The 12,811-nt window shown below is 71.7% G+C and carries 13 protein-coding genes; 5 read left to right on the forward strand and 8 right to left on the reverse strand.

What is annotated here, in order from left to right; genetic code table 11:
• Positions 1 to 95 precede the first annotated feature (95 nt).
• Positions 96 to 1,271, reverse strand: a complete 1,176-nt coding sequence (locus tag H9623_RS18915) for a mannose-1-phosphate guanylyltransferase (RefSeq protein WP_193721548.1) — start codon at positions 1,269 to 1,271, stop codon at positions 96 to 98.
• Between the two features lie 336 nt (positions 1,272 to 1,607).
• On the opposite strand from H9623_RS18915, the gene sdhC reads away from it, so the two are divergent.
• The 4 genes from sdhC (at position 1,608) to H9623_RS18935 (ending at position 5,142) form a co-directional block, all read left to right on the forward strand.
• A complete protein-coding gene (gene sdhC, locus H9623_RS18920; protein WP_193721549.1) occupies positions 1,608 to 1,991 on the forward strand; it encodes a succinate dehydrogenase, cytochrome b556 subunit in 384 nt (127 codons plus the stop codon).
• Positions 1,991 to 2,461, forward strand: a complete 471-nt coding sequence (gene sdhD, locus H9623_RS18925) for a succinate dehydrogenase, hydrophobic membrane anchor protein (protein WP_193721550.1) — start codon at positions 1,991 to 1,993, stop codon at positions 2,459 to 2,461. The genes sdhC and sdhD overlap by 1 nt, the downstream gene beginning before the upstream one ends.
• Before the next feature lie 75 nt (positions 2,462 to 2,536).
• Positions 2,537 to 4,369: a succinate dehydrogenase flavoprotein subunit gene (gene sdhA / locus H9623_RS18930; protein ID WP_193721551.1), complete on the forward strand. Its 1,833-nt coding sequence runs from the start codon at positions 2,537 to 2,539 to the stop codon at positions 4,367 to 4,369.
• Positions 4,369 to 5,142, forward strand: a complete 774-nt coding sequence (locus tag H9623_RS18935; protein WP_193721552.1) for a succinate dehydrogenase iron-sulfur subunit — start codon at positions 4,369 to 4,371, stop codon at positions 5,140 to 5,142. Before sdhA ends, H9623_RS18935 begins: the two co-directional genes overlap by 1 nt.
• Before the next feature lie 67 nt (positions 5,143 to 5,209).
• Here H9623_RS18935 and H9623_RS18940 read toward each other — a convergent pair whose 3' ends face one another.
• The 7 genes from H9623_RS18940 to sigE all read right to left on the reverse strand — a co-directional run bounded on the left by H9623_RS18940 (position 5,210) and on the right by sigE (position 11,809).
• Positions 5,210 to 6,400: a YihY/virulence factor BrkB family protein gene (locus H9623_RS18940; RefSeq protein ID WP_193721553.1), complete on the reverse strand. Its 1,191-nt coding sequence runs from the start codon at positions 6,398 to 6,400 to the stop codon at positions 5,210 to 5,212.
• Positions 6,401 to 6,429: 29 nt separating this feature from the next.
• Complete coding sequence (locus H9623_RS18945; protein ID WP_193721554.1) at positions 6,430 to 6,981, reverse strand: 2'-5' RNA ligase family protein; 552 nt, start codon at positions 6,979 to 6,981, stop codon at positions 6,430 to 6,432.
• A complete protein-coding gene (gene trpS, locus H9623_RS18950; protein ID WP_193721555.1) occupies positions 6,981 to 8,018 on the reverse strand; it encodes a tryptophan--tRNA ligase in 1,038 nt (345 codons plus the stop codon). Before trpS ends, H9623_RS18945 begins: the two co-directional genes overlap by 1 nt.
• 70 nt (positions 8,019 to 8,088) lie before the next feature.
• Complete coding sequence (locus H9623_RS18955) at positions 8,089 to 8,481, reverse strand: Sec-independent protein translocase subunit TatA/TatB (protein ID WP_193721556.1); 393 nt, start codon at positions 8,479 to 8,481, stop codon at positions 8,089 to 8,091.
• Between the two features lie 9 nt (positions 8,482 to 8,490).
• Complete coding sequence (locus H9623_RS18960; protein ID WP_193721557.1) at positions 8,491 to 10,170, reverse strand: trypsin-like peptidase domain-containing protein; 1,680 nt, start codon at positions 10,168 to 10,170, stop codon at positions 8,491 to 8,493.
• Positions 10,167 to 11,174, reverse strand: coding sequence for an anti-sigma factor family protein (locus H9623_RS18965; protein ID WP_193721558.1), 1,008 nt, complete (start codon positions 11,172 to 11,174; stop codon positions 10,167 to 10,169). Before H9623_RS18965 ends, H9623_RS18960 begins: the two co-directional genes overlap by 4 nt.
• Positions 11,171 to 11,809, reverse strand: coding sequence for an RNA polymerase sigma factor SigE (gene sigE / locus H9623_RS18970; protein WP_193721559.1), 639 nt, complete (start codon positions 11,807 to 11,809; stop codon positions 11,171 to 11,173). Before sigE ends, H9623_RS18965 begins: the two co-directional genes overlap by 4 nt.
• A gap of 217 nt (positions 11,810 to 12,026) precedes the next feature.
• Here sigE and H9623_RS18975 point away from each other — a divergent pair, with 217 nt between their 5' ends.
• Positions 12,027 to 12,677: an O-methyltransferase gene (locus tag H9623_RS18975; protein ID WP_407671992.1), complete on the forward strand. Its 651-nt coding sequence runs from the start codon at positions 12,027 to 12,029 to the stop codon at positions 12,675 to 12,677.
• Positions 12,678 to 12,811 lie beyond the last annotated feature (134 nt).

Consider the following 12,811-nt stretch of genomic DNA (forward strand, 5'->3'; position numbering starts at 1 on the left):
CGACAGCGGGGACTTCAACTCCCTGGCCGCGCTGCTCCCCTCGGCCGACGAGTCGGGCTCCAAGGTGTTCGGCCACGGCGCCCTGGCGCGGTGCGTCAGAGCAGCTCGTCGAGTCCCCGCTCGCGCACCAGGTCGACCATCGACTTGACCTGCTGCGCGCGGGCACGGGTCGTGACCAGCAGCGCGTCGGGCGTGTCGACGACCACGACGTCGTCGAGCCCGAGGATCGTCACGACCCGGTCGCTCGCCGGGACCACCACGGAGCCCGCGCTCTCGCGCCGCACCACCCGGTCCGCGTCGCCGAGCACCTTGGAGCCCGACTCGTCGGCCGAGGGGAGCAGCGCGGCCAGGGAGTTGAAGTCCCCGATGTCGTCCCACCCGAAGTTGCCCGGCACCACGGCGACCCCGCCCACGGCCGCGACGGGCTCGGCCACCGCGTGGTCGATCGCGATCTTCTCCAGGCCCGGCCACACCTCGGCGAGGACACGGTCGCGGTCCGGGGTGTCCCACGCCGCGGCCACGGTGCGCAGCCCGTCGTGCAGCTCGGGGCGCTGGTCCGCGAGGTGCCCCAGCAGGACCGACGTGCGCATGATGAACATGCCCGCGTTCCAGCGGTACTCCCCCGACCGGACGTAGCGCTGCGCCGTCACGGCGTCCGGCTTCTCCGTGAACCCCTGCGCGTGCAGCGCCGTGGGCGCGCCCGCGAGGTCGAGCGACGTCCCGCTCCGGACGTAGCCGAACGCCGTCGACGGGCGCGAGGCGGCGATCCCGACCGTGACGACGTAGCCCGCGCGGGCCGCCTCGACGCCCTCCCGGACCGCCTGCTCGAACGCCGCCCGACCCGTGATGACCTGGTCCGCCGCGAACGATCCGATCACCACGTCGCCGTGGCGCTGCTCGAGCACCGCGGCCGCGAGCCCGATCGCCGCCATCGAGTCGCGCGGCGAGGGCTCGGCGAGCAGGGCGTCGTCCCGCAGGCCCGGGAGCTGCGTGCGCGCCGAGGCGACGTGCTGGCGACCGGTCACCAGCACGATGCCGTCCTGACCCGCGAGAGGTGCCAGGCGGTCGACCGTGGCCTGCAGGAGCGACCGGCCGGACCCCGTCAGGTCGAGCAGGAACTTCGGGTTGCCACGGCGCGACAGCGGCCAGAGCCGCGTGCCGGAACCCCCGGCGGGGATCACGGCGTAGAAGCCGGGGATCGCCGGGGTCACCGGGGCGGCCCCGTCCGGCGACGAGTCAGGGCTGGGCGCGGGAACGGGGAGGGTCGACATCCTCGAAGCATAGTGACCGACGCGTGACCGACGCGTGACCCCGCGCCCGAGGACCCTCCGCGGACGGGCGTCGCCAAGTCATCGGGAGCCGTGTGGAATGGGTCACAATACGGCCCGGCCGGGCCCCTGGGAACGCCCCGCGGTCCGCACCACGATGCCGAGATCACTATGGTGGATCCCCAGAGACGGATATCGACGGACTCCGGCGAGCCCTGGATCTGCCGCTCCACCCGACTCTCCCGAGCCTCGACGTGGAGCGGTCGTGAAGGGCCACCGGCGGACGACGTCGTCCAGCTCGATATCTCACCCCTGAACTCGCCACAGGAGGCCCCTAAAGTGCCCAGTGCACCCGCTGGCACGCTGTACCGCGGCCGTGAAGGCATGTGGTCGTGGGTCGCGCATCGCGTGACCGGCGTGCTCATCTTCTTCTTCCTCCTCGTGCACGTGCTGGACACAGCGCTGGTACGAGTCTCACCCGAGGCGTACGACGCCGTGATCGGCACCTACAAGACGGTCGTCATGGGACTCGGTGAGGCCGGCCTCGTGGCCGCCATCGTCTTCCACGCCTTCAACGGTGTCCGCATCATCCTCGTCGACTTCTGGGCCAAGGGCCCCAAGTACCAGCGCACCATGCTGTGGGTCGTCGTCGGCCTGTTCGCCGTGACGATGGCGGGCTTCCTGCCCCGCCACCTCATGAACGTCTTCGGAGGTGGGCACTGATGAGCACCACGAGCACCAGCTCTCCCCTCGCGGCCCCCCGCGACCCGTACAAGCGCCAGAAGACCACGCGCTCGAACTACGAGCTGTACAGCTGGGTCTTCATGCGCGCCTCGGGCGTCGTGCTGATCGTCCTGATCTTCGGGCACCTGTTCGTCAACCTCATGGTCGGCGAGGGCGTCCACGCGATCGACTTCGGCTTCGTCGCCGGCAAGTGGGCCTCCCCGTTCTGGCAGGTCTGGGACCTGCTCATGCTGTGGCTCGCGATGATCCACGGGACCAACGGCGTGCGCACCATCATCAACGACTACGCGCAGCGCGACGGCACGCGCCTCGTGCTCAAGGGCGCGCTGTACCTGGCGTTCGTGGTCGTCACCGTGCTCGGCACCCTCGTGGTCTTCACGTTCGACCCGTGCCCCCCGAACGCCCTGGACTACCAGCTCCCGTCCTTCTGCTTCACCGGACGGCCCTGACGGTCGACGGTCCCCCAGCCGTCGCCTGATCGTCCCGTCCCCCCTTCCCACTCGTCACAGGAGGCATCGACACCGATGCAAACCCATCAGTACGACGTCGTCATCGTCGGAGCAGGCGGCGCCGGCATGCGCGCGGCACTGGAGTCGTCCGGCAAGGTCCGGACGGCGGTCATCTCGAAGCTCTACCCCACCCGGTCCCACACCGGCGCGGCGCAGGGCGGCATGTGCGCCGCCCTCGCGAACGTCGAGGAGGACAACTGGGAGTGGCACACGTTCGACACGGTCAAGGGCGGCGACTACCTCGTCGACCAGGACGCCGCGGAGATCATGGCCAAGGAGGCCATCGACGCGGTGCTCGACCTCGAGCGCATGGGCCTGCCGTTCAACCGCACGCCCGAGGGCAAGATCGACCAGCGCCGCTTCGGTGGGCACACGCGCAACCACGGCGAGGCCGCGGTGCGCCGCTCGTGCTACGCCGCGGACCGCACGGGTCACATGATCCTCCAGACGCTCTACCAGAACTGCGTCAAGCAGAACGTCGAGTTCTTCAACGAGTTCTACGTCCTGGACCTCATCACGGACCACGACCTCGCGGCCGAGGACGTCCCCGACGGCGAGACGGTCAACGCGACCGGCGTCGTCGCCTACGACCTCGCGACGGGCGAGATCCACGTCTTCCAGGCCAAGGCGATCATCTTCGCCACGGGCGGGGCGGGCAAGATCTTCAAGACGACGTCCAACGCGCACACCCTGACGGGTGACGGCATGGCCCTCGCCTACCGCCGTGGTCTGCCGCTCGAGGACATGGAGTTCTTCCAGTTCCACCCGACGGGCCTCGCGGGCCTCGGCATCCTCCTGTCGGAGGCCGCACGCGGTGAGGGTGGCATCCTGCGCAACGGCGAGGGCGAGCGCTTCATGGAGCGCTACGCCCCGACCATCAAGGACCTCGCCCCGCGTGACATCGTCGCGCGCTCCATGGCGAACGAGGTCCGCGAGGGCCGCGGCGCCGGGCCGAACAAGGACTACGTCCTGCTCGACCTCACGCACCTCGAGCCCGCGCACATCGACGCCAAGCTCCCGGACATCACCGAGTTCGCGCGCACCTACCTGGGCATCGAGCCCTACACCGAGCCCGTGCCCGTGTACCCCACGGCGCACTACGCCATGGGCGGCATCCCGACCAACGTCGAGGGCGAGGTGCTCCGCGACGGGCACAACGTCGTCCGCGGCCTGTACGCGGCCGGCGAGGTCGCGTGCGTCTCGGTCCACGGATCCAACCGTCTGGGCACCAACTCGCTCCTCGACATCAACGTGTTCGGCAAGCGCGCCGGCCGCGAGGCCGCGCGGTACGCCGCGACCGCCGAGTACCGCGAGCTCCCCGAGGACCCCGCCGCGGCCGTGATCGCGCAGCTCGACGAGATGCGCAACCGTCCCGACGGCGAGCGCGTGGCCGACGTCCGCAAGGCGCTCCAGGAGACCATGGACGCCAACGCCCAGGTCTTCCGCACGGGCGTGTCGCTCGACCAGGCGCTCTCCGACATCCGCACCCTCCAGGACCGCTACCGCAAGGTCTCCGTCCAGGACAAGGGACGCCTGTTCAACACCGACCTCCTCGAGGCGATCGAGCTGGGCTTCCTGCTGGACATCGCCGAGGTCACGGTCATCGCCGCGATCAACCGCAAGGAGTCCCGCGGCGGTCACTACCGCGAGGACTACCCGGACCGCGACGACGCCAACTACATGCTCCACACGATGGCCTACCGTCGCCCCACGTCCGCCGGCGACACCGCCGACGGCCACGTCGACGGCTACTTCGACCACGTCGAGGAGTTCGATTCCTACAAGATCGTGCTGGGTTCCAAGCCCGTCACCCAGACCCGGTACGAGCCCATGGAGCGGAAGTACTGATGACTGCCACACTCGAAGCCCCCGTCGGTTCTGAGAAGACCGAGGTCGGTGCCGTGCCCTCGTTCGAGGTCACGATCAAGCTCCGGCGCTACAACCCCGAGTCCGAGCACGGCGAGGACGCGTACTGGGAGGAGTACACGGTCCTGGCCCACGGCACGGACCGCGTGCTGGACGCCCTGCACAAGATCAAGTGGGAGCACGACGGCTCGCTGACGTTCCGCCGCTCGTGCGCGCACGGGATCTGCGGCTCGGACGCGATGCGGATCAACGGCCGCAACCGCCTGGCGTGCAAGACGCTGCTCAAGGACGTCAACCCGAACAAGCCGATCACCGTCGAGCCCATCAAGGGCCTGCCGGTCATCAAGGACCTGGTCGTCGACATGGAGCCGTTCTTCGCCTCCTACCGCGAGATCATGCCGTTCCTCATCACCTCCGGGAACGAGCCGAGCAAGGAGCGCCTGCAGTCGGCCGAGCAGCGCGAGCGCTTCGACGACACCACCAAGTGCATCCTGTGCGCCGCGTGCACGTCGTCCTGCCCCGTGTTCTGGACCGACGGCCAGTACTTCGGCCCGGCCGCGATCGTCAACGCGCACCGTTTCATCTTCGACTCGCGTGACGAGGGCGCCGCCCAGCGCCTGGAGATCCTCAACGACAAGGAGGGCGTGTGGCGCTGCCGCACGACCTTCAACTGCACCGAGGCCTGCCCTCGTGGCATCGAGGTCACCAAGGCGATCCAGGAGGTCAAGCGCGCGATGATCACCCGCGCGTTCTGACCCACCCCGCACTGCCCGACGGCGGTCCCCGGCTCCGGCCGGTGGGCCGCCGTCGGCGTCGGACGGCTCAGATCTTGACGGACACCCTGGGCTCCCGGCCCCGCCGGACGCCCCGGACCACCGGGCTCCAGGGGTAGCCGTACCCGGCCCCTCGGCGGACGCGCTCCTCGAGCCGCTCGTCCTGCTCCGCCTCGGCCCGCTCCCGCAGCTCGTCCGCGGTCGGCTGCGCAGGCGGGTCCGCGATCCAGGCCGCGGCCATCAGCAGGATGCGCGTGACGAAGTTCGCGAGCAGCAGGATCGTCACGAACGTCGCGAACGAGCCCAGCAGGGCGTTGCGCGACGAGCTCCCGACGATGATGCTCGTCCCGAGGTAGCGCAGCACCCCGAAGGCAGCGGCCGCGGTCATGGCGCCGATGTACAGGTCCTTGCGCGGCGGCCGTACACCCGCGACGAAACGGATGATGAGCAGCACCACGACCGCGTCGAAGAAGAGCCCGACGAAGATGCCCACCACGGGCACCAGCACCGACGCCAGGACGCCGTGACCGAAGAGCGTGGCGCCGAGCGTCTGGACCACGACCGTCGCGGCCGCGGAGATCACGACGCTGATCCCCAGCACGACGAACCCGCCCAGCTCGCGCAGCTTGGACAGCACAGGGTTCTGGCCGACGTCCGTGAGCGAGAACATGGCCCTGGTCGAGGTGCGCAGGGCGGCCATGAAGGAGATCGCGCTGAACAGCAGCACGAAGACCGCGATGATGCTCGACAGGTCGAAGCCCCGGTCGAGGATCAGCTGGTCGGGCGAGATGATGCCCGCGCCGTCCGGGGTCTGCTTGATCAGTCCCGGGATCGCCTTGTCGATCTGGGCGAAGACCTCGTCGCGCAGCTCCTCCCTGTTGCCCAGGAAGGCCATGAAGGCCGTGTAGAAGATCGTCAGCCCGGCGAACAGCGAGAAGAGCGCGGAGTAGGCCATCCCGCCGCACAGGAGCGCCCCTCTCTGGACCCCGTACTGCGCGAGAGCCCGCGCGGGGCGCGTCGCGTTCCACCAGGCCAGCACGGCCTGCCCGCGGGACACGAGACGAGCCACGGCCCCGGGAGCCTCAGGGGCGCCACGGTCGGACGCCGGGCGGCCGGTGACCTGTCCGGGCTTCCTGGCGTCACGCACGGTGGGCCGCCGGTCGTCGGCCTCGGAACCGTCGCGATGCGGGCGCGGGCGCCGGCCTGGGCCTGCGCGCTCGGTGGTGGTCGGCTGGGTCATCGCCCGAGCCTAGAAGAGGAGGGTGCCGTTCACCCGTCCGACAGCCCGGTGAGGTCGAACCGACGTGCCGGACGCCACACACCGTCGTCGCCGTGCTCGTACAGGTGGATCCCGGTCACGTCGAACGAGGCCTCGAACCCGGCCATCTCCTCGAACGCGAGGTCGAGCGCCTCGTCGTCGACCTCGTGGGCGACCGTGACGTGCGGGTGGTAGTTGAAGCGCAGCTCCTGGTCCAGGATGCCGGACCGCACCGCCCCCTCGAGCCCCTCGCACTCGGCGATGCCCTGCGCCACGATCACGAAGACCACGGGTGACACGGGCCGGAACGTCCCCGAGCCACGCAGGATGACCCGGAACGGGGCCGCGTGCGCCGCCACGCCCTCCAGGTGGGCGTAGACCTCGTCGAGGTCGTGCTCGTCCACCACGGTCGGCCCGAGCAGCGTGATGTGCGGAGGGATGTCTCCCGCGAACGGGTCGCCGAACGCGGCCCGCGCCTCCTGGAGCGCGGTGCCGTAGGGCTCGGGGATCTCGATCGCGATACCGATCCGCACCTGGTGCGGACCCCGCTCGGGGAGGTTCATCAGCGCGTCCGGCGAGCGGGCAGCAGACCGACCCGGTCGTAGATGCGGTCCAGGGTCACCTGCGCCAGGCCGCGCGCCCGCTCTGCACCGCGCGCGAGGACCGCGTCGAGCTCGGCCGGGTCGGACAGGTACTCGTCGGCCCGCGCCTGGAACGGGGTCAGGAAGTCGACCACGACCTCGGCCAGGTCCACCTTGAGGTGGCCGTAGCCCTTGCCCTCGTAGTCCGCGGCGATCTGCTCGACGGGCCGCGACGTGAGCGCGGAGAAGATCGTCAGCAGGTTCGAGATGCCCGGCTTGGCGACCGGGTCGTAGCGGATCTCGTTCTCGGAGTCCGTCGCGGCCGACCTGATGCGCTTGGCCGCGACCTTGGGGTCCTCGAGCAGCCAGATGACGCCCTTGCCGCCCGACGAGGACTTGCTCATCTTGGCCGTGGGCTCCTGCAGGTCGTAGATCTTCGCGACCGCCTTGACGATGTGCGGCTCAGGGACGACCGCGGTGTCGTCGCCGAACCGCGAGTTGAGCCGCTCGGCCAGGTTTCGTGCGAGCTCGAGGTGCTGGCGCTGGTCCTCGCCGACCGGCACGAGGGCCGCGTCGTACAGCAGGATGTCCGCTGCCATGAGCACGGGGTAGGTGAAGAGGCCGACCGTCGTGCCTTCCGTGCCCTGCTTGGCGGACTTGTCCTTGAACTGCGTCATGCGCCCGGCCTCGCCGAACCCCGTCTGGCACGAGAGCACCCAGGCGAGCTCGGCGTGCTCCGGGACGTGCGACTGCACGAACAGCGTCGAGCCGTCCGGGTCGACGCCTCCGGCCAGGTACTGGGCCGCGGTGCGACGCGTCCGCTCCCGCAGCTTCTCCGGCTCGGGGTTGACCGTCAGGGCGTGCATGTCGACGACGCAGTAGATCGCGTCGTACGACTCCTGGAGGGCGACCCACTGACTCAGTGCCCCGATGTAATTGCCCAGCTGGAGCGAATCCTCCGTGGGCTGCATCCCCGAGAAGATGCGTGGACGCCGTACGCCGGGAACCTCGTTGACCATTGCCCCATTCTGACAGGTCGACGTGCACCGACCGAATCCGGGCCACCCTCCGGGACACGGAGGACCGGGCTCAGGTCGCCTCGTCGTCGAACGGGGCGGGCACGACCGGCGCAGGCGCCCCGGCGGGCACCGCCGCACGGCCCGCGGCACCTCCGGGCGGCGGCGGCACGGGGGCTCCCGGGCGGGGACGCGACGGCACGGAGGGCCCGTCGTCGTCGAGCAGCGCGTCGCGGACGATGCGCCGGGGGTCGTACTGGCGCGGGTCCAGCTTGGCCCAGTCCACGTCGCCCACCTGCTCGCCCAGCTCCTCGTCCACACGCGCCTTGGCGTCCTTCAGGAAGCCGCGTGCGGTGCGGACGAACCCGCCGAGCTGCTCGGCGTACCGGGGCAGCCGCTCCGGACCGATGACGACGAGCGCGATCACCAGAATGATCCCGAATTCCCAGCCGTTGATTCCGAACACGCGGTCAGACTACTCGCTCGTGGCTTCGTCGAGCACGACGCGGACGTCGCGCTCCTGGTCGCCCGTGCGCACGCGCAGCGTCACGGTGTCGCCGGGGGCCTTGGCCCGGATCGCGACGATGAGCTCGTCGCTCAGGCTCACGGGCCGACCGTCGATGGCCAGGATGACGTCCCCGGCACGGATCCCCGCGACGTCCGCGGGGCCGTCGGCGGTGACCGGGTCCTGCGCCCCCTGCGGCTCGGTCGTGACCTGGACGCCCTCGCCCTGGTACCGCGAGTCGAGCAGCACACCGATCACCGGGTACGTGGCGGTGCCGCTCTCCATGAGCTCCTCGGCGGTACGCCGGGCCTGGTTCGACGGGATCGCGAAACCCAGGCCGATGCTGCCCGTCGCCGCTCCCGTGCCAGGTGGTTGCGCGATGGCCGAGTTCACCCCGACCACCTCTCCGGCGCCGTTGACGAGGGGCCCGCCCGAGTTGCCGGGGTTGATCGCCGCGTCCGTCTGGATCGCGTCGATGAAGGCCGTCTCGGCCGAGTCGCCCGCGGCGACGGGCCGGTGCAGCGCGCTCACGATCCCGGTCGTGACCGTCCCGTTGAGACCGAGCGGTGCCCCGATCGCGACGACCGGGTCGCCCACGACGACGCCGTCGCTGTCCCCCAGGACCAGAGGCTTGAGACCGGACTCGTCGACCTTGACGACCGCGAGGTCGTAGTCCGGCGTCCGCCCGACGACCGTCGCCGGACGTTCGCTGCCGTCGGCGAAGAGCACCGTGACCTCGCCACCGTCCGCGCCACCGGCGACCACGTGGTTGTTGGTGAGGATGTAGCCGTCCTCGCGGATCACGAACCCGGACCCGGTCGAGACGCCGTCGGCACCCTCGACCTGGAGCGAGACGACGCTCGGCAGGACGCTCGCCGCGACGGCCGCGACCGAGCCCGCCGGTCGCGCCTCGTCCGGCGCTGTGCCGGCGACGGGCAGCGAGACGTCGACGGGCCGACGGTCCGCCCCGTCGACGATCCTGTCGGCAGCCACTCCCCCGACCGCGCCGGCCACCAGCGCGATCGCGGCGATCCCCGCGACGGCCCCCGCCCCGAGGCGACGCCGCTTCCTGGGCGCGGGTGCCGCGGCCGGTCCCTCCTGGCCGGGCTCGGCCGGATGCCCGTGCGGGCCCTGCTGCTGGGGGTGCTGCCCCGGCGGGTAGGCACCGGGCGGGCGCACCGGGTAGGAGGGCGGAGGTGGTACCGGCACCGACGCACCGTGGGGTGCGCCGTAGCCGGGAAGCCCCTGACGTGCGACGGGCAGAGCACCGAGCGGGGGGCCGTAGGGGCGGGTGTCGTGCTGTGCCGCCCCCGGGACCGCACCGACGGGAGGGGACGCAGGACCGTCGCCGGCACCCGCAGCCGTCAGGGGGACGCTCGCCGTGGGCCGGTAGGACGACGGCGGTGCGAAGGGGTTCCGGGGCTCACGGGGCTGCTCCTCGCGCGGGGCGGTCGGCGGCGCCTGCTGCGGCGCGGTCTCCTGCGGCCGCACGGGCGGCGTCGACACCGGCGGTGCGGGCGGCGAGGGTTCCCCGGCCGCGTCCGGCTGGACGGGCGCGGCGGACGGCACCTCGGGCGGCGGCGCAGGCTGCGGCTCGGGCGTGGTCGGCTGCTGATCCGCAGGCTCGGGCGCTGCGTCGTGTGCGGTCATGGGGTGCCCAAGGCTCCTGTCATGGTCGTCCATCCCCGGGAGATGCGGGCCGGGACCCCCTCGTCGAAGTCGTGCGCAGGGAACGTCGCCACGAACGCGACGAGCACCTCCTTGCGCGCCTCGGCCACGACGTCGATCACCGTGTCCCCAGCCTGCCACACGACGTGCCACGGTTCGTCGGACAGGACGTAGACGGACCTCCCGTCGAAGCCCTCCGAGCGTGTGAGAGACGTGGTGTCCAGCCGCCCCACCTGCTCCCGGACCACGATGGTGCCCTCGGGACCCGTCAGGTCGACCTGGAGGACGTCCCGCCTGTCACCGAGGAGGCGGACGCTCGTCACGTCGAAGCCCTCGAGGATCCCCGACGGGCTGGTCCAGCCGTGCTCGGACATCCAGACGAGCGCCGCGGAGTCCGACAGGTCCACGGCGTCGCCGGTCGAGGCGCCCCGACCCCCGGCGGCCGTCGCCCCGCCGACCGTCGGCAGCACGGGCACCAGGTCGGCCTCCATGCTCTCGCCCGGGCTGCGCCCGGCCTGGGCGAGGAGCGTCAGCGGCGCGGCCACGTGCCGTTCCGGGACGACGACCGGCCGGTCGCCCAGGGTGAAGAGAGCGACCGCGAGGACCGCGACCCCGCTCGAGGCCGCGACGACGGCTCGACGCGAGCGCCGCCGTCGGGCATGGGCCACGAGGTCTCCGGTGAGGGCGTCACGCAGCGCCCCCTCCTCGGGGGCCGCGGCCCACGGGTCCCGGGCCGGCGGCGCCTGCCGCAGCGGGTCGCCCTGCGCACCCGACATCTCCGACGACAGCGCGAGCAGCCGTGCCGTCAGGTCCGTCGTCGGGAGCACGTCGCGCGCGCACGACAACCGCTTGCGCACGGCCCGGGCCACCGCGAGCTCGGCCGCGCACTGGTCGCACGCCGCGACGTGCGCGAGCGCGCGCTCACGCGTCGCGGACGAGAGCTGGTCGTCCGCGAGAGCGCTGACGAGTGTCCCGAGGTGCGTCATGGTCCCCCCGGTGCGTTGCGGGCCCCGAGCGCCGTCAGCGCGCCGACGGCGGCGTCCTCGGACGGCGCACCGTCGGCGCCGCCGCGGTCGGACGGGTCCCGGTGGGGCAGCGCCGCGCGGAGCTGCGTGCGTGCGCGGTGGATGCGCGAGCGCACCGTGCCCAGCTTGATGCCGAGCGTGACCGCGATCTCCTCGTAGCTCAGCCCCTCGATGTCGCACAGCACGACCGCGGCCCGGTACTCGGGCGAGAGGGCGTCGAGCGCACGCTGCACGTCGTGGTCGAGGTTCGTGTGCTCGTACCCCCGCTCGGGGTGCGTCATCTCGCCCGTCGCCGGGTACAGCCCCGAGTCGTCGCCCATGGCCTCCATGCGGATGCGCTGCTTGCGTCGCACCTGGTCCAGGAAGAGGTTGGTCGTGATGCGGTGCAGCCACCCCTCGAACGTCCCCGGCGTGTAGCTCGACAGCGAGCGGAACACGCGGATGAACGTCTCCTGCGTGAGGTCCTCCGCGTCGTACTGGTTCCCGGTCAGGCGGTACGCCAGCCGGTACACGCGCGCGGAGTGCTCCCGCACGATCTGGTCCCACGAGGGGGGCGTCCAGGGCTGGGCACTCACGTCACTGCTCACACGATCCATTGTCCCCTCTCAACGCCGCACGGCCCCCATCGGTTCCAGCCCCCCGCCCGGACGTCGACACGACGTGCACGAAACCTCCCCCCGGAACCGCGCCAACCAGCGCCTCCGGGCCCGTCGACAGGTACGATCGCCTCACCTGCACCGCGCGGAACCACCGCACCCCGGCAGTCCGTCCGGGCCACCGGGGACGCGCGGCACCCAAGACCAGGAGGGCCCTATCACCACCGACATCGGCCGGACCAACGCCAAGGCGTCGAGCTGGACCTACTGCGAGGAGTTCGTGCCGGAGGACGACGTCCTCCTGCGCGCTCGCGAGCGCGCCGCCGAGCTGGGTTGTCCCGCCGTCCTGCCCGGCGTGGGAGCCGTCCTCCAGGCCCTCGCCGCTGCGCTCGCCGCGCGCGCCGTCGTCGAGATCGGTACCGGCACCGGGGTCGCCTCGCTCTGGCTGCTCCGCGGCATGCCCGAGGACGGCGTCCTGACCACGATCGACGTCGAGGTCGAGCACCAGCGTGCCGCCAAGGAGGCCTTCGCCGAGGAGGGGATCCGCGCGACGCGCACCCGGACCATCCCCGGCCGCGCGAGCGACGTGCTGCCGCGGCTCACCGACGGCGCGTACGACCTCGTGCTCGTCGGGGCCGACCGGCACAGCTACCCCGAGTACGTCGAGCAGGCCCTGCGCCTCCTGCGCCCGGGCGGGATCCTCGCGGTCGACGGCGCGCTCGTCGGCGACCGCGTGGCGGACCCCGCCCGTCGTGACGAGGTCACGGCGATCGTCCGCGAGGTCGGCCGGTCCCTGCGATCGGACGAGCGGGTCCTGCCCGCACTGATCCCGAGCGGCGACGGGCTGCTGCTCGGCGTGCGCCGGTAGCAGCGGGGCTCGTCCTCCCCGGACCGGCCGCAGACGACGAGAGGGCCCCTCACCGGTTGGCGGGTTCTAGCGATCCCCGCAACACCTTGAGTTTCAGGGAGTTGTGGGGATCGTGGTTTCTGGGGAGTTGAAGG

This window comes from Oerskovia douganii, assembly GCF_015142735.1.
Lineage (GTDB): Bacteria > Actinomycetota > Actinomycetes > Actinomycetales > Cellulomonadaceae > Oerskovia > Oerskovia douganii.

Coding starts and splice junctions, on each gene's coding strand:
- H9623_RS18940 (WP_193721553.1), bottom strand. CDS start 6,400: ATGACCCAGCCGACCACCACCGAGCGCGCAGGCCCAGGCCGGCGCCCG.
- H9623_RS18965 (WP_193721558.1), bottom strand. CDS start 11,174: ATGACGCACCTCGGGACACTCGTCAGCGCTCTCGCGGACGACCAGCTC.
- H9623_RS18915 (WP_193721548.1), bottom strand. CDS start 1,271: ATGTCGACCCTCCCCGTTCCCGCGCCCAGCCCTGACTCGTCGCCGGAC.
- H9623_RS18945 (WP_193721554.1), bottom strand. CDS start 6,981: ATGAACCTCCCCGAGCGGGGTCCGCACCAGGTGCGGATCGGTATCGCG.
- sdhA (WP_193721551.1), top strand. CDS start 2,537: ATGCAAACCCATCAGTACGACGTCGTCATCGTCGGAGCAGGCGGCGCC.
- sdhD (WP_193721550.1), top strand. CDS start 1,991: ATGAGCACCACGAGCACCAGCTCTCCCCTCGCGGCCCCCCGCGACCCG.
- sigE (WP_193721559.1), bottom strand. CDS start 11,809: ATGGATCGTGTGAGCAGTGACGTGAGTGCCCAGCCCTGGACGCCCCCC.
- H9623_RS18935 (WP_193721552.1), top strand. CDS start 4,369: ATGACTGCCACACTCGAAGCCCCCGTCGGTTCTGAGAAGACCGAGGTC.
- trpS (WP_193721555.1), bottom strand. CDS start 8,018: ATGGTCAACGAGGTTCCCGGCGTACGGCGTCCACGCATCTTCTCGGGG.
- H9623_RS18960 (WP_193721557.1), bottom strand. CDS start 10,170: ATGACCGCACACGACGCAGCGCCCGAGCCTGCGGATCAGCAGCCGACC.